Annotated in this window: 13 protein-coding genes and 2 pseudogenes; 7 read left to right on the top strand and 8 right to left on the bottom strand. The window is 67.9% G+C overall.

All coding sequences use genetic code 11. The annotated features are described in order from the left end of the window. Positions 1-886: 886 nt before the first annotated feature. From ACF08M_RS29975 to ACF08M_RS29985, 3 genes and pseudogenes are all read right to left on the bottom strand, one after another. Positions 887-1,575 (bottom strand): annotated as a pseudogene (locus tag ACF08M_RS29975) (ATP-dependent DNA ligase); the annotation flags it as partial. Between the two features lies 1 nt (position 1,576). Further along, positions 1,577-1,997, bottom strand: a pseudogene (locus ACF08M_RS29980) (Ku protein); the annotation flags it as partial. A 185-nt stretch (positions 1,998-2,182) separates the two neighbouring features. Further along, the gene (locus tag ACF08M_RS29985) at positions 2,183-3,520 is read right to left on the bottom strand and encodes a NucA/NucB deoxyribonuclease domain-containing protein (protein WP_392188389.1); all 1,338 of its coding nucleotides are present in this window, start codon (positions 3,518-3,520) and stop codon (positions 2,183-2,185) included. A gap of 194 nt (positions 3,521-3,714) precedes the next feature. Here ACF08M_RS29985 and ACF08M_RS29990 point away from each other — a divergent pair, with 194 nt between their 5' ends. Further along, positions 3,715-4,977, top strand: coding sequence for a hypothetical protein (locus ACF08M_RS29990; RefSeq protein WP_392188390.1), 1,263 nt, complete (start codon positions 3,715-3,717; stop codon positions 4,975-4,977). Positions 4,978-5,156: 179 nt separating this feature from the next. After that, a complete protein-coding gene (locus tag ACF08M_RS29995; RefSeq protein WP_392188391.1) occupies positions 5,157-5,387 on the top strand; it encodes a hypothetical protein in 231 nt (76 codons plus the stop codon). Between the two features lie 92 nt (positions 5,388-5,479). Here ACF08M_RS29995 and ACF08M_RS30000 read toward each other — a convergent pair whose 3' ends face one another. The 4 genes from ACF08M_RS30000 to ACF08M_RS30015 all read right to left on the bottom strand — a co-directional run bounded on the left by ACF08M_RS30000 (position 5,480) and on the right by ACF08M_RS30015 (position 7,314). After that, positions 5,480-5,662, bottom strand: a complete 183-nt coding sequence (locus ACF08M_RS30000) for a hypothetical protein (protein WP_392188392.1) — start codon at positions 5,660-5,662, stop codon at positions 5,480-5,482. Positions 5,663-5,835: 173 nt separating this feature from the next. Then, on the bottom strand, positions 5,836-6,012 hold the full coding sequence (locus ACF08M_RS30005; RefSeq protein ID WP_392188393.1) for a hypothetical protein: 177 nt from the start codon (positions 6,010-6,012) through the stop codon (positions 5,836-5,838). An 82-nt stretch (positions 6,013-6,094) separates the two neighbouring features. Continuing rightward, positions 6,095-6,793: a hypothetical protein gene (locus ACF08M_RS30010; RefSeq protein ID WP_392188394.1), complete on the bottom strand. Its 699-nt coding sequence runs from the start codon at positions 6,791-6,793 to the stop codon at positions 6,095-6,097. Continuing rightward, entirely contained in the window at positions 6,790-7,314 is a 525-nt protein-coding gene (locus tag ACF08M_RS30015; protein ID WP_392188395.1) for an RNA polymerase sigma factor, read from the bottom strand. The genes ACF08M_RS30010 and ACF08M_RS30015 overlap by 4 nt, the downstream gene beginning before the upstream one ends. A gap of 427 nt (positions 7,315-7,741) precedes the next feature. Between ACF08M_RS30015 and ACF08M_RS30020 the strand changes: the two genes are divergently transcribed. The 3 genes from ACF08M_RS30020 (at position 7,742) to ACF08M_RS30030 (ending at position 9,747) form a co-directional block, all read left to right on the top strand. Further along, a complete protein-coding gene (locus ACF08M_RS30020) occupies positions 7,742-8,086 on the top strand; it encodes a hypothetical protein (protein WP_392188396.1) in 345 nt (114 codons plus the stop codon). A gap of 372 nt (positions 8,087-8,458) precedes the next feature. Beyond that, on the top strand, positions 8,459-8,689 hold the full coding sequence (locus ACF08M_RS30025; RefSeq protein ID WP_392188397.1) for a DUF397 domain-containing protein: 231 nt from the start codon (positions 8,459-8,461) through the stop codon (positions 8,687-8,689). Between the two features lie 467 nt (positions 8,690-9,156). Next, positions 9,157-9,747 carry an AAA family ATPase gene (locus ACF08M_RS30030; RefSeq protein WP_392188398.1) on the top strand — a complete coding sequence of 197 codons (591 nt, stop codon included), beginning with the start codon at positions 9,157-9,159 and terminating at the stop codon, positions 9,745-9,747. 282 nt (positions 9,748-10,029) lie between these two features. On the opposite strand, the gene ACF08M_RS30035 is transcribed toward ACF08M_RS30030, so the two are convergent. Continuing rightward, positions 10,030-10,254, bottom strand: a complete 225-nt coding sequence (locus ACF08M_RS30035; protein WP_392188399.1) for a hypothetical protein — start codon at positions 10,252-10,254, stop codon at positions 10,030-10,032. A gap of 106 nt (positions 10,255-10,360) precedes the next feature. Here ACF08M_RS30035 and ACF08M_RS30040 point away from each other — a divergent pair, with 106 nt between their 5' ends. After that, the gene (locus ACF08M_RS30040) at positions 10,361-11,683 is read left to right on the top strand and encodes a helix-turn-helix domain-containing protein (RefSeq protein ID WP_392188400.1); all 1,323 of its coding nucleotides are present in this window, start codon (positions 10,361-10,363) and stop codon (positions 11,681-11,683) included. A gap of 3 nt (positions 11,684-11,686) precedes the next feature. Then, on the top strand, positions 11,687-15,475 hold the full coding sequence (locus ACF08M_RS30045; protein WP_392188401.1) for a hypothetical protein: 3,789 nt from the start codon (positions 11,687-11,689) through the stop codon (positions 15,473-15,475). The last annotated feature ends 410 nt before the right edge of the window (positions 15,476-15,885 follow it).

Consider the following 15,885-nt stretch of genomic DNA (forward strand, 5'->3'; position numbering starts at 1 on the left):
AGCTGGCCCGGCTCGCCGAGCTCGATCGCCACACCGTAGAGCCGACCGCATTGGCGGCATACGCGTCGGGGGACACTCCGCCTTACCTGGTACGCCAGCCCGACGAGATCCTCGCGAGCATGGACGGGATGGAACTGGTCGCTCCGAGGTTTGGTTCCATCTCCCCGTGGCGTCCGAGTTTGAGTGAAGATGCTGAGCCCGTCGACCAGCGGGGGTTCGTTGCTCGCTGCGATACGCGGCCATTGCCGGCGGCCACGCTGGAGGCCCCTGAAGCGTCTGTAGCGCAACGAGCCACCAGCCACGGCTCGCGCCAAAGCGGAACGGCGCCCTGGGGCAGGCAACGATCCTTGCCCGCCCGCAGCCCAGTCCGAGAAAGTAGATTTCACCCGTGCCTCGAGAGATTCCGCAGACCCCGATCTACAACCGCCTTGTCCAAGAGAAGGGTGACGTTCCTGCCCGGGTTCGCGACGAGGCTCAGCAGCTACAACGAGACCTGGAGCGCGTCATACGACCTGGGCACCGCCCCGTGAACGCTGGGTTCGCCCAGCACGGCGATACCCTTCGGCCAGGCAGTTGAGTTTACAAGGCGCGGCCCACCGCCTTCCTGTACGTGACCGGCTGTCACCCAGCCGTGGTGCCGGCCGAGGTAGTGAACCGAAGCGCGAGAAGGGGTAGATCAGTCGGGGCCCCCGGTGCGGCAGTCGGTCGTGCTGAGCTCGTCAATGACGGCCGCCCGATCTTCTCTTCAGTCTCCGTGCCGGCGGCGCCATCGGTGGGGCCGCTATCCGAAGAAGCCCCACCCCATAGCAGGGGTGGGGCCGATCGTGTACCTCCGGAGCCGACCGGCGGTACTGTTCTGAGGTCGAAGTCAGAACAGGAGCCAGTCGGGTGTCTCGTCGAACGGGCACTCGTCGGCTGCGGCGACGTGGAGCAGGGCTGCGAGGGTGGTGCGCTCCTTGTCGCTCCACCCGGTGCCGACGCTGCCCACGTACCGCAGGGTGCCCTCGTGCTGTTCCCCTACCAGGAGCGCGCCGGGGAGACCTGCGAGCCGGCCGTGGCCGGGTACCCACCCGCCGACAATCACGTCGGCCGTGCGGACATGGCGGATCTTGATCCATGGGTACCGGGCTCGTACACGGAAGTGAGCCGTTTCGCGACCAGCCCCTCCAGGCCCGCGGCCCGGGTCATCTCCAGGGCCTGGGCGCCATGTCCGACGACAGCTGCGGGTGTCGACCAGTGCGCCCCGTCCAGGCCCAGGTCTTCCAGCACGGTACGGCGCTCGGTGTACGGCAGCCGGATCAGACTGGTTTGCCCCAGGTGGATGGCGTCGAACAGGACCAGGTGGGCGGGTACCGACTCTGCCATGCGGGCGGCTTTCGCCGGTGATCCGGCCAGCCCCATCCGGGATTGCAGCCGCGCGAAATCACTGTGCCCCTCGCCGTCGAGAGCGACGATCTCACCGTCCAGGACCGCAGGTCGGCCGAGCGCGGAGCCCAGCGGTCTGAGTTCCGGGTAGGCGGCTGTGATGTCCGTGCCGGAACGGGCCCGCAGGGTCGTCGTCCCGTTGCCCGGCAGTTCGTGACGGCGACCTTGTCAGAACGTTCCAGCGCCTTGCGGAGCAGGGTGTAGGGCTTGGCGGCGACCTGTCCGTCGATGGCGAGGAAGTAGGAGTCGCTGATCCGGATCGGGTCGATGCTGTCGGCGTCGACGAACGCGATGATTTCGATCGCTTTGGCGGTCGGCAGCGGCATCTCGTCGAGCTCTTCATCAGAAATTGGGACCACCTGGTCCTTGGTGAGCTCGTAGCCCTTGCCGACCTCCTCCTGCGGCACGACCTCGTCGTCGAGCTCGCACACCTTCCGGGTACGGACCCGGCCCATGTCCTCCAGGTGAACCTGATGGAAGTGGACCGACCGGTCCTCGGTAGCACTAATGATCTTGACCGGAATCGTGACCAGGCCGAAGCTGATCGCTCCGGTCCACAAGGGCTGCGGCATACCTACCTCCAGGCCCGCCTGGGCTGTGTGGCCGGGTAGCAGACCGGAACGCCGGGGAAGGGCGCCAACCCCCTGGAAGGGGTCGGGGCGCGGCCGGGCCACCGCCCGTACCCCGATCCTCACCAAAAGGGGAGAGCGATGGCGCTTCAGATGGTATGAGCGGACTCACACCGGGACCTGGAAGGTCACGCGTCGACGACGTTCACCCAGAAGTCATCGAGGAACATCAGGATCCGGTCGTTGGTGTAGAACACGCGGAGCTTGGCGCCCGCCGAGGTGTTGTCGGTCTCGCCCACGGCCCGCACCGAGAAATCCCATTTGGGGTCGGACGCGCCCTCGTCGGTGGACGAGAACGGGTATTCGTCGCACTGGAGCCCAGCAGGATACGGCGGCAGGCCCGTCGTGGCGTCGTAGTACGGCGCCCACGGGTTGAGGCCCTTGTTCTGCCCGCACGCCGACTTCTTCCACCTCTCGTTCTCGTCGGCGATCGTTCCGCCCTCATCGCGGCTGGGCACCCGGTGCAGGGGGGCGCCGCGCAGCCCCTCACTGACATGCCACTTGCCGGGGATCCTCTTGGAGTGGCCGTCCTTGGGCTTCTTGGGCCAGGTGGAGTCCGGGTTGTTCTGCGCGTCCCGGATGTGCTGGCCGACCTGCGGGTTCTCGCTCATCTTGTAGATCATCACCGGGTAGGCGTTGGTGTAGATGCAGGCGTGCGGGTAGCTCTTGGGGCCGTGCTTGAAGTAGTCGGCCGAGTCGCAGCGGATACCGATCGGGGGGCCCTCACCGCGCTCGGTGCTCTGCTCGTATCCCGGGCTCGCGCCGTTCATGTAGAGGCGCCACTGGTGGAAGGCGACCTGGTCCTCGCCCTTGCCACCGCTGGAGGAGACGTCCCAGTAGACCCAGTCAGGGAAGTTGCTCCACTGGGCCCATTCCATCTTCGCCGGAGACCGCCCGACGCCGCACGTGGCAGTGGTGGGCTGATTGGCGCCCGGCACGCATTCGGGGGTGATTTCCAGCTTCAGGTTCGGGGCGACGGTCCGCTTCTCCAAGGGGTTCCACCCGTCGTAGTTGACCTGGCCGGTTTTGGCGCGGAAGAAGACGCGGGTGGCGCGGGTGTCGTTGTAGCCGATGGCGGCGGCCTGGAACTTGATCCTGTTGGTGCCCTTCAGGACGTTCTTGCCGTCCACCTTCTTGTAGTAACTGTTCTTGATTTCGTATTCCTGGCACCACTTGAACCGGTTGTAGACGCGGCCGTCGGGGTCTTGGGCGTCCGAGGAACCGAGACAGTCGTTCAGCCACTCGGTGCCTGCGGGGTTGTCGGGGGATATCGGCATCTCCGCCGTCCCCTTGCCGTTGCTGCTGCGCTGAGCACCGTCGCCGGGCTTGGCCGTGTACTCGATGCCCGGGGCCGACGCGGGGGGCTTGGGGCTTGCGGCGGCGGCCGGTGGGGCACCCAGGGCGAGAAGGGCTGCGGTGAGGGCGAGTGAGGCTATCGCCGCCATGCCGCGTCTGGCGTGTTTCACAAGGTGGTCCCTTCCGTCGGTGGCCCCTTGGCGGGCACACCGAAGGTATGGAACCGGGCAACTCCCGTTCATGCCAACCGAGAACGGGACAGTTCTTCGCATTTGGCCAGTTGTCGTATCGCCCTGCCGCCCCCGGCGGCGCTAATTTCACTCACATTCACCTCACGGACCACGCACAGCAGGGGGAAACGACGATGCGCCGCACCACAGGAACCCGCCTGGGCAGAGGGCTCGGAGCGCTCATAGCCACGGCGACGGCCGCCGTGGGCCTGGCCGCCACCCCGGCCGCCGCCACCCCGGCCGCGCCCGCCGCCGCCGGGCAGACGGTCCAGCCCGGCCAGGCCTGTACCGCAGCCGATCTCGGCAAACGCCACCCGATCATCAAGAGCACGGAGGTCGCCCCGACGATCACCCACTTCAAGGGCTGGTACGTTACCGCGGGCTCGACCGGCTACCAGAACGTCACCACCAGCACCCAGACCACCATCTCGGTCTCCGTCGGCCTCAACGGCGAGATCAAGGGCGATTTCGCCGTCGAGGCCCTCGGCACCGTCGGCGCGATGTTGGGCCTGAACGTACAGGTGAACTACTCCTCCACCAGCAGCGAGTCGACCTCGGTCAGCTGGAACTTCAACGACCCCGGCTACTACGGCGTCTACAAGGGCACCAAGAAGGTCACCGGCACCTACGGAAGCCTCAACTGCAACCGCGTCCAACAGGGCGACGGCAGCTGGGCGCTGAAGTGGATCGAGGGACCCGACAGCGGCAGCTACACCACCTACACCACCCTCGAAGAGGGCGCGGTGCGCTGCGAGGACAAGGTGCCCGCCAACAGCATCATGCGCAAGGCGCAGGGTCTCCTGGACTGCGAGACCCCGCCCCGGGCCGGACACGCACCAGGGCCGGTGGCCTCCGCCAAGGCCACCGCGGCCAGGAACGCGGCGGCGAAGGGCACAGCGGGCAAGGCGGCCACCGCGCGGACCAGTGCGCCCGCCACGCGGGCCGCCCTGAACTGCCAGCCTGACGTCTACAGGATCCACGTCCCCGGCAAGCCCCTGAACTGGAGCGCACCGGTCCTGGCCAACGATGGCATCCGGCTGCGCGAATCCAACTGGACCAGCGCCCACCTGGACAACTGGCGGCTGTGCAACGTGACGGAGCGCAACGGGGTTATCGAGGCGTCCCTGTGGAACTGGGGCAATGGCGGGTGCGCGACCATCCCGGCCAACATCGCCAACCAGGAGCAGGCCTACCTCACAACGGCCCCTTGCGGGGAGGACGACCTCCAGCGGTTCTACATCTATCGCGACGTACCTGGCGGCTCGAAGATCGGCCTGCAGAACAAGTACACCGGCTCGATGCTGGGCCACGACCGGTACGCGGACGGGGAGTTGATCCGCCAGTACTCCAGCGGCAGGCAGGACGGTACGGGTACGTACGACCTGGTGAAGGTCTGACCCTTCCCTGCCTGACGCGGTCCCCTCTGGCCCAGGTCGCCCAACTTCCATCTCGCGTGAACCGAGGTCGGGCGACCTGGGCCTACTCCACGGACATGCCGTAGGCGCCTGAGCGGCTCTGAGTTCCCGGCGGGCGCCGAGCGCGCCCGCACCCACCTCTTTCGCCACGGGAGACGGAGATGGGCTCGGACGCCTCGGCCGAGTCACTGGCGGCCGACCTGCAACTGGCCACGGCAGAGCTCAGAATCTTGCGCGCGGAGCGGGACCAGCTCAGGGCGGGCATGGCGCGGCTGCGGGAGACCGAGGCCGAACGGGATCAGTTGCGTGAGGCACTGAGGGAGACCGAGGAGAGACTGAAGTCCACGCTCCAAGAGAGCCCCTCGTCTTCAAGTCACCGCGCAGGAAAATGACACGAGATCCGGAATGATCAAGATGACATGGAGTGCGGATTCAGACGAGAGCGCAGCTTATGGAGTCGCCGTGTGACATCGGAACGCGGACCCTACAGCTGCCCGGTGTTGCCCGGCGGTGGCATCGGCTTCGAGGTGAGGTCACCGCCGGGCTGGGGAACAGCGTGGCACGGGGCACTGACGCTCAGGGCCAGGACGATGATCACGGTGAACTTCTCGTCCAGTCGGCTGCGGGCCTCAGTGCGCCAGCGCAGCCGGAGGATGACGGTGATCACGCAAGCTGCCGGGCCTCCCCGTTGGACCGAGCCGCCCCCGGGCGTGGGACCGGAGGGCGATCTTTCGGCCTTTTTGTGTAGTGGTGGCCCGGCCGTGCCGCTGGCGGTTCGTCGGTGATTGACGGTAGACCGATCTTCTGGCCGGGTCCGTCGATGGGCGGCGCGGGTCCGTGTCAGGGCTGTTGCTGGATCCACCAGAAGCCGAGGCCGACGATCCCGGCCCCGGTGGCGTAGGCGGCGCCGCGGAGGGCGCTGGAGAGCAGGGCGTGGCGGCGGCGTGCGAGCCAGTGCTTTGTGTGGTGGATTCGCTGGTTCTGGTCCGTGGTGTCGGGGTGGTGGCTACTGTGCACGGAGGTGCTCCGTTCTTCGGGGTTGTGTTGGGGTCCGGCGGGGGCTGGGCGGCGTAGGAACCTTCGGCCCCGGCCGGGTTTTTCATTGGCTGGCGAGTTCGTGGATGCGGTCGGCGAGGCGGGCGTCGGGGCGGCAGACGAGGCCGTCGGTGTCCTGGTCGGCCAGGCGCTCGAATTCGGCTTCCAGGCGCCGGGTGGGGACGGTGCGGCAGGTGTAGTGGCGGGCGGAGTAGCCGGTGAAGGTTTCCAGGGCTTCCAGGAACTCGTCGGGGTCGATGGCGGGGGTCCGGATGGGGCCGGTGCGGAAGAGCGTGGTGACTTGCCGTTTCCAGAAGCGGGCTTCGCGGTCCTCGCCGAGGCCGAGGTGGTCGAGGTAGAGGCAGTAGGCCGCGCCGCCGTGTCCGGCGCCGGCCGCGAATCTCCACCAGAAGCGGGCGCTTTCGGGCTGGTGGGCGAGGTAGAGCATGCATGCGAAGACCTGGACGCCGTCGATGTCGACGTTCGGGGTCCAGCCGTCGAACCGGGCGGCGTTGTCGTCGTCGCCGAGGAGCGCGGCCAGTTCCTCCATGTGGGCGGCGGCCCCGGCCTGGGTCACGCTCCAGCGGGCCATGACGCCGAGACGGCGGCGGGCGCCCGGGGCCCGGGGAGCGTGAAGGGGGGCCGGGCGGACGTAGCCGGCGTCCTGGGCGATGCGGCGCAGTCCGGCGCCGACGTCGAAGGGGCGGCGGGGTTCGCGGGTGGAGGTGTCGGCGTCGGCGAAGGCCTTCTCCCAGGTGTTCACAGCGTGTCCTTCTTCATGGGCCGGGTGGCGCGGCGGTAGACGGGGGCGAGGCGTTCCTGGGCTTTGCGGCAGTGGTGGTTGACGGTGCTGGGGGTGAGGCCCATGTACCAGGCGATGTGCTTGGTGTCGTATTTGGCGATGTAGCGCAGGACGACTGCGTCGAACTGGCGCGGGGGCAGCTTGCTGAGGGCCGGGTACAGGCCGATGCCGCTGTCCATCGCGGCGAGGTTCTCGCGCAGGCTGCCGATCAGGTCGTCGATGACGACGCGGCGCATGATCCGCCAGGTCTGCTCCTGCAGGTCCGGTTCGGCGAGCAGGCCGTCCCAGTGCCGCAGGATCTCCAGGAAGGCGCGGTGCACAGCCCGCTCGGCGCGGTCGTTCGTGTGCAGGATGAACAGGGCGTACTCGTGGAACGCTTCCTGGTTGGTGAGGTAGTGGGCCTCGAACTCCAGCGGGAGCGGGAGCGGGGCTTCGGCCACGGGGCTGCGGCCGGCGGTCTCCTCACGGACGTCGTCGGTCATGGAACCTCTTCATTGAGGGCTGATGCGGGCCCGGCACCTTGGGGGTGCCGTCGCGGACTACTCAATCGGCCGGATCGGCTGATCGCGCATGTCCGCCCGGCCGGAAATCACGCACCGAGACCGCCTATCGGCGGAACGTGATCAAGTGACGGTCGGTACATGGGTCCTGACCTGGGGTGACGCCGCGTCAGGTGTGGCATGTCTGCGGCAGCGTGCCGCGCACCGAGTGAGTGACGTCACAGCTGTGGCCAGTGGTGCACGAGAGGATTCCGCCACGAGTAGCAAAACCAGCCAACTCTACTGAATGCAGGGGGACATGACGGCCACAAAGGACAACAGCGCGCACACGTTGCTCGTCCGGAGAAAAGCCGTTCGTGACACAGCCAGACACAATGCCCGCCATGACCTACATCAACCCTTCGGCACCATGGACACCGAACACGAATGGCCGGACGCCTTGTGCCTGTCCCGCACCAACTGCGTGAGCCCGCCCGAGGACACACTCACCGAGTTCCACACGGCCGCCATCACGGCGATCGACGCCCGAGCCCCACAGCCGGCGCTCTTCCTCGCCCGGCAGCTCGCCGAGCTCTCGTTGAAGGCCCTCCTCGGGCCGACGCAGAAGAGGGCCGGCCACGACCTGGGCAAGCTGCTGAAGCAGTTGGAGGAACGCGACGACGAACTCTTCGACACCGACGACGAACGGCACCTGATCGTCGAGTTCACCCGCGACCTGCACAAGATCGCCCCGAAGGGCGATGAGGGCCGATAACCGACCACCACCGACGGCACGCCCTCCCTGGCCGTGGTGTGCTGCGCCGAGCCGGTGTCGCTCCGCAGGTACGTCGACCTGCCCTTCGCCTACACGTACAGCCGCCTCGTCGGCATCCCTCAGCCAGCCTGACGGGCAACACGCCCGTGCGCAGGACAGCAGCGCCGCGCGTATTCATGGCGGCGCGTTCCATCCTGCAGGCATGCGTGGGCGTGTTCCGCGCGCACGTTATGCCGCCGCGATCACGCGTCGGGGCCGGTTCAGCGCGCCGGTCGTCCCGGTGGCGGGTTCGGTGCGGCGCTGCTGCCCAGGCAGTCTCCTGGGAGGCCTTCAATCGAAAGGCCGCCAACATCAAGGAAAGGAGAGTCTCTGTTGAAACAGGAACTCACATGGTGGAAGAGCAGCTACAGCGGCCAGAACGGAGGCGACTGCATCGAGTGCGCGGTGCCCTCGCCGTCAGGCGCGTCGCGAGACGCCCGAAGCGTCATACACGTACGTGACTCCAAGAACAAGCAGGGAGCGCACCTCACTCTTCCCACGGAGGCCTGGAGCAGCTTCGTCTATGCCGCCAGCAACGGTGAGTTCGGCGCCGATCAGGGCTAGGTTCGACCTCAGCCCCTAGCCGCAGGTGCAACTGCTACGAGAGCGTTCCCTCCTCAATCGAAGTGAGGAGGGAACGCTCTCGGCGTTCTACCTTCCCCCTGTGAGGCGACAAGAATAACCACTGGGGGACCAGAGTGTCGCGCTCCATCGACGAACTCCTCGGTACTGTTGCCCGGCTCGACATACTGCGGCGCCCGGAGGGCGGCAGCATCGACACCTGTCGGTCCGGTTCGCCGCCACCACGCAGGCTGGGTCGCAGAGATCGCCGAGGCGGGCTTCGTCATCGAACGCCTGATGGAACACCGACCTGCCCCCTCGATGGCCCAACACCACCCCCGCGAATACGCCAGACTGTTCCGCGAGCCCGGAATCGTTGCCTTCCGGCTCGCGAAGAACACTGCGCTCATCCGCCCTCGCCCGATCGGAGCGCCATGCCCGGGACTCATGCTGACCTGCGAAAACACGCGATGAGCACACCGACACTCGTTATCGTCCACGGCAGTTCCGGAACAGGGAAGACCACGCTCGCGCACGAACTCAACCATGCCCTCGGGTGCCCTGCGATCATCCGAGACGAGATCAAACAGGGCATGGTCCTGTCCCACCCTGGCTACCGGAGCGGCGGCGACGACCCCCTCAACTACCCAACCCTCGACGCCTTCTTCGGCGTGCTGAAAGTGCTCCTGAAAGCTGGCGTCACGGTGGTCGCCGAAGCCGCCTTCCAGGACCGGCTGTGGCGGCCGAATCTCGAACCGCTCACCGGTCTTGCGCACCTCCGCGTCATCCGCTGCACCACCGCAGCCGACGTCGCCCGCGACCGTATTGCCCAGCGGGCCAAGGAGAACGTGCACCGGGCTGCCCACGGCGACCAGGAGCTGCTTGAAGCGATCGCCACCGGCAAGCACTCCCTTGACTCCTTCGTGCCCATCTCGCTGGACGTCCCTACCTTGACGGTCGATACCTCGGATGGCTATCGACCGGGCCTCAAGGCCATCGTCGACTTCATCAGGGCATCTGTGCACGACGGGTCATCGTCCGAGCTACAGGCGGGCGGCTGAACGAGGCGTTGGGCGATATCAGCGCACACGCCCAGGCGCATCGCCCACGCGCTGGATGCCCAGGCCCTGGCGCTGGAAGTCGCACATCTGGGCTACGGCCTCGCCTTTGGGTTTGGCCGACGAAGAATGGCAGCGGGCGCCCGCGCAGTACACGGATGCCAGGCAGGTGGTGGCGGTCTGGGACCTTACGAGGCGGGTACTCCGGGGAAAGCCACGTCGGTTTACTCAACAGGGATGAACGCGAGCACCTGGCCGAGCGGGTCGCCGTAGGAGCGGCAGGCTTCAGGTCGTCGCGGCCACGCCCAGCGCGATCAGGCCGCAGAGCAGGGTCATGGCGGCGCCGAAGACCGTGCCCGCGCGGAGGAGAGAGCCGGGCAGGGAGGCACCGTCCCAGCGCGTGAGCAGTCCTGCGACGACTGCAACCAGAAGAGAGAGAAAGGCTGCGGCGAGGACTGCGACAAGTAGAATGAGGGCGTACACGGGCGGGGAGGCCAGCGCGACGGACATGGGTCAAGCTCCGTTCTTTGTAGGAGAGTTGTCCGAGCACGACCATGCCGGAGGCGTTGTACACCGGCGTTCGTGCGAACGAATCTGTACGAGGTCACTCATTGCGATGACGGACGGGCGGGGTGGGGCGGCGCGGCCTCTGGAGGAGCTCAAGCTGCTGCTGCGGGACCGGCGGGCCGAGCTCGGTATCACGATGCTTGCTGTCGAGAGGTCGGCGGGTCTGGGCCACACCACCGTCAGCAAGGCGCTCAACGGACCGGGCGTCCCGACCAGGGCCACCGTGATCGCTCTGGCGAAGGTCCTGCGTACGGATCCGGATCCGCTTCTGCGCCTGCACCAGCAGGCGGTGGAGCAGCAGGAGGTGCGAGCACCGGGCGAGCCGCTGGCGCGGGACTTCTTCAGTGATCTCATCGAACAGCACACCCGGCTGTTCGCGGGGCGCCGCAACGAGAGCGCGCAGGTTATGGAGTTCATCCGGGACCGGGCCACCGGCTACGTCTTCGTGGAGGCGCTGTCGGGATACGGCAAGACCTCTCTCCTGGCGGACCTGGTCCGTCAACACCCTGAGTTCCATTACCACTTCATCAGCCAGGCGTACCGGCGCAGGGGCGGCGGATTCGACCCCACCAGCCCCGAGGACGCACTGGAGTGTTTGTGCGAGCAGCTGGACCCCGCCCATGTGCGCGGCGGCGGGCTCAAGAGCCTGGAGCGGCAGTTCCACGCCCTCATGAAGCGTCCGCCGCAGGAGCCGACGGTGGTCTTGCTGGACGCTGTCGACGAGCTGGATCCGCCGGACCAGCTGCGGACTCTGCTGCCGCGGCGGCTGCCGGAGGGGTTGGTGCTCGTGCTTTCGGGCCGAGCACAAGGGGACCGGTCGTGTCTCGACGACATCGCGTTGTCCCCGGCCGACGTGGGCCTGCATCTGCGCCTGCCCGGTCTGGACGAGCAGGCGCTCGTCGAACTGCTGCGGATGGCGGGCGGCTCGGCGGCCGTCCTGGCGCGGGACGCGGACTTCGTCGCGCAGATGCACCGGGTCTCGGCCGGCGACCCGTTCTATGTGCGGTTCCTGGTGGAAGACGCGGCCACGGGTGTGCTCACCCGCGACAATGTCGAGCGTGTCCCTACCGGTCTGGAGGGCTATCTGGACCAGCAGCTGGAACAGCTCAACCGCAGTGCCCACCGAGCCGAGCACGTCGAGATCCTCGGGTTCCTCCTGGAGGCGGGCACGCTCTCGGGGATGGACCTGTGCACCCTCGTCGATGGGCTCACCTGGTTGAACTTCGACAGCATTCTGCGGGAGATCCACCGCTTCCTGCTCGTCCACCGCCGGGTCGTGCCCGGCCTCGCACCGCACCGCGGCAATGAGGAGTACAGCTTCTGCCACGCACGCTTCCGGGAGTACTTCCGGGGCCGCGCCAGGATCGGATAGCCGATGCCGTTCGACCGCTCCCTGCGTGACGATGTCAACGCGCTGGTGTCCAGCAAACGGATCCGCAACGCTCTCGCGGCCCATGCGCGGAGCTGGCGCCAGTGCCCCACGCCGTACACGATCGAGAACACCACCCGGCTGGCAGCGGACGAAGAGCGGCCCGACGACCTGCACGACACGGTCCTCGACGAGCGCTTCCGGCACCTGCGCCAGTCCATGTTCGGGGTCAACGCGCTGCGCGGCGATCTGCACGTGGCGCGCAGCTACTTCCTGACCCGGCAGCCCGACTTCCTGAGATACGTCCAGGTGCTTCTCCTGGAGCAGCACCCTTTCGGAACACCCGAGAGCGCACTGGCCCAGGAGCACTGCCGCGAGTACGCCGACTTCCTCCAGCTGGACCGGCTCCCGCACGAGCGGACCGGCAATGGACTGCCCGCGGTGCTGGGCCGCGCCTTCCGCGACAGCGCCCCCTCCGCCAGCCGCCGGTCTGACGGGGCCCGCCTGCGCCTGGCCGGCTACGAACTCGGCGAATGGACCTGCTCCTGCGGCCGGTTGACCGGTCTCGCCCGGCGCTACGACCATGCCTGCCCGTGCGGGGCCGTATCGGGGAACGGCAGGATCACCGGCACGACCGCGGACTTCCCCTGCTCCACCTGCACAGGCCCCATCGGCTACGCCGTCTGTCCCGCTTGCGGGACCCGGGTCACCCTGACGAACCTGTGGCGGCTGCGGAACGAGGAGGCTGACGCCTACCACTTCACGGTGCCGCTCACGCTGGACCTCGTGGTCGAGGACCCGCAGGGAACGACCCGGCACAAGCGCCTTCAACTGATGGATGTCCCACTCCCGCTCGGTGTGCGGGAACGGAACGGCGAGATCGTCTTCGATGCGCCCGCCGTTTTCTGGGACGCATGGGCGTCCGACCACCGCGAGGGCGACCGGTTCCTCGGCCTCAAAGACATGCTGCGCTACGACGGACGGACCCAGTTGGGCCCGCTCCTCGAAGCTGCGCTACGCCGCACCCTGCTGACACACCGAGGCTCGTACGCCCGGTTCCGCCGTGAACTAATATGGAACGCACGGGAGTTGTCGAGCGGAGTGTGGTGGCCAGGCACGCGCTACACACTCGGCTTTTGGCTAAGGCTGCGCGGGGTGGGCGTGAGCGGTCTCGGCATCGGCGATCTCGTGGGTCACGGTGGCGTGTCCGCACAGGTCACCGTTGTCGCCTCGCCCCGGCTGCAGGGCACCGCCGTCCTGGTCAACGAGCGGCTATCAGGCCCGGACGCACTCACCGTTCCGACGCTGCACCAGGTGGGCTCGACGCTGTGCGAGGGCGCCTGCCTCACCGCGAGACCTCCGTTCACGGCCGACGAGCACAGGTCGAGTCTGGAACCCTGCGGCCTGGCCACCCCGGGCCGGCCGGTGCTACCCGGGCAACTCCTTGTCGGGGCCGCCTCCCCCCTGGGCGATAAGGCACCACGCACGCCGGAGGAACGCCTGCTGGCTGCCATCTTCAGGGACGACGTACCGAAGATACTGTGTGACACGTCACTGAGGATGCCTGGCCGGCTCCCCGGGCACGTTCTTCAGCAGCGGATAACCGGTGCCCTGGCGACCGATTCCATCCCCGCTGCACCCGGGCGGCACCTGACTCATATCGGCAACCCGCAGACCCGCCTCAGCATTACGGTCGCCGTGGACCAGCCGCTGCAGCACGGGGACGCCCTGGACGACGAGGCCGGCGCCCGCGCGGTCGTGTGCGGTGTCCTCGGCGGGCCCGCGCTCCGACACTTCGCGGGCAGCCCGGACGAACCGGACCTGATCGTGGCGCCCGACCACCCCTGGGCCCCGCCCGCAGGCGAGAGCACCCGCACCGTCCGCGTCCGCCTCGCAGCCCACGGCCTGGCAGGGCCGGACACCGGAGCCCGTTCCGTCGGCAACTACTCCCTCATCAACCAGCCACTACAGAGCACCGGCGGAAACGGCGCACAGATAGTCGAGCCCGAGGACTTCAAGTGGCTCGTCGGGCAGGGGGCGCGCCATCTGGCGATGGAGTTGTACGGACCGCGCAGCGACTGTACGGACTGGCGCAGGAAGCTGCGGGCCGCGCTGGAGTCGGGCGGCGGATCATTATGTCCCCCGGGGGACCGGGCGAGCGACCTGTCCGACGCGCCGCCGTACGCTGTCCGCCGACTCGACCTGACACTGCGGGGCGCCCGGATCGAGCCGCACCTCGACACCGGCGCGGTCCGCCTACGCCCGATGACCGACGCCGACGTGATCGCCCTCTCGTACGGCGAAGTGTTGAACGACTCCCTCCTCGACCTGAGGACCGGGCGGCCGGTACCCGGTGGGCTCCTGTGCCCCGACATCTTCGGCCCGCACCGTGACGACGAGTGCGTCTGCGGGAAACGCCACCGCCACTGGGACGTCGGCCAGACGTGCGCCCAGTGCGGGCGCACGCTGGTCTCGCCCGAGGAACGCGGGCGCCGCTTCGGCCACATCGAGCTTCCTGCTCCGGTGGTCCACCCCTGGTACCTCAGCGGCGAGGCCGGCACCCGCCTCGCCCGCTCGCTGCGTGTGACCGAGGAAGAACTGCGGCAGATCGTCCACTGTGACCTCCTGCTCGTCATCGACCCCGGGCCCACGACGCTACGTACCGGACAGCTGGTGGATTCCAAACAGCCGGTGGCTCCCGAGGAATGGCCTTCCCTATTCCGCAGAAACAGGGCTACGACGGTGACAGGCGGCGCTGCGGTGCGCTTCCTCTTGGACCGGGCTGCAGCCACCGAACCGGCCACCCCCTCGCCCGACGCGGTCCTCCTCCAGCGGTTGCCCGTACTGCCTCCCACGCTGCGCCCCCACATCCGCGCGGAGGACGGACGGACCTGGACCACCGACCTCAACACCCTCTACCTCGACGTGCTTCAGGGCACCAAGAGGTTCGACCGCCTGAACAACGACTGGATCTTGCCTCTATGGCTCGACGCCCACCGCTTTCTCCAGTCCAAGATCGACTCGCTCCTGGACAACGCCCGCAAGCCTGAACCCTTCCAGAACGGCAACGGCAGGGCCCTGCGCGGCCTCGCGGACTCGCTTCTGTCCCGCCCGACTTCCAGCACCGGGCCGTTGCGCGACGACTTCCTGCGCCGCTCCGTGGACTACAGCGCCCGAGCGAGGCTGGTGATCGGCCGATTGCTCAATCGGACCAAGGATGAGGTGGGGGGCGATCCGAGCACCGTCACTCTCGGCCGCAACCTGGTTTTGCGTCTCCTCGAGCCGAAACTGATGCACGCTCTCGTCTCCAGCGGCGCAGCCGAACGGCCGGGGAGCGTAACACGCTCCATGATCGAGAACCGATCCGAGGAAGCCCTGCGGCTGCTCGACACGGTGTGCGAGCGATCCCTGCTCCTGGTGGCCTTCCCCTACGGGCCCCGGCGGCTGGTCGCACTGCGTCCACGGGCCGATGAGACACCCGCACTACAGGTCGCGCCGGGCCTCCTGGACGTGGTCGGCTGGGAAAACCTAGGCGAACCGGTACGGATCTTCAGCGTGCTCACCGACGAGGCGTTCAAGGAAGCGACCCAACTGCTGACACTCGACGCCCCGCGCACAGCCCCCGCACCCTGCCCTCCCCGGCCGAGCACGCCGAACTCCTTCTTCGACCTGCCCTGTGCGCACCTGCCCGCGCGCCTCGCCGACGCGGCTCTGACCGGCGACGCGCTGCCCATTGCCCCTGACGACGGTCTCCTCCTATGCGATCCCGACTGGCTCTCCCCCCACGGGCCTTGACGACTCAGTGGCGAGCCCGGTCCTGATTCGCTCCGTATCTCCCCAGACGCGCCCGAGAGCGGCGATGTACGTGCACGAGGGCGAGTCTTCGATCGAGGCGGAGGCCGACATCCCCTTCCAGGCGGCCTGCAACGCGGAGCACCCCTCAAGGAGTTCCCCTCGCGGGCACGCTGGTGGTGTCGCCGTGCTCAACGACGCCGCACCGAGTTCGAACACCTGCGCTTTCGGTCGGGCTGCCCATGCTGCGGTTGAGCCGATTCCTGAAGGTGCGCAGTGCACCGACCCTTGCCGCGCAAGAGATCCTGCCTGAGGCGGATTGGCCGAAACACCGACTCTCCAGGCGCTGCGGCCGGTCGTGAACATCAGCAGCCGTACGGCGGCCGGCCAGTGCGCGGGTTCTGCCGACGTCA

This window comes from Streptomyces sp. NPDC015032 (assembly GCF_043080425.1).
In the GTDB taxonomy this organism is placed as follows: domain Bacteria; phylum Actinomycetota; class Actinomycetes; order Streptomycetales; family Streptomycetaceae; genus Streptomyces.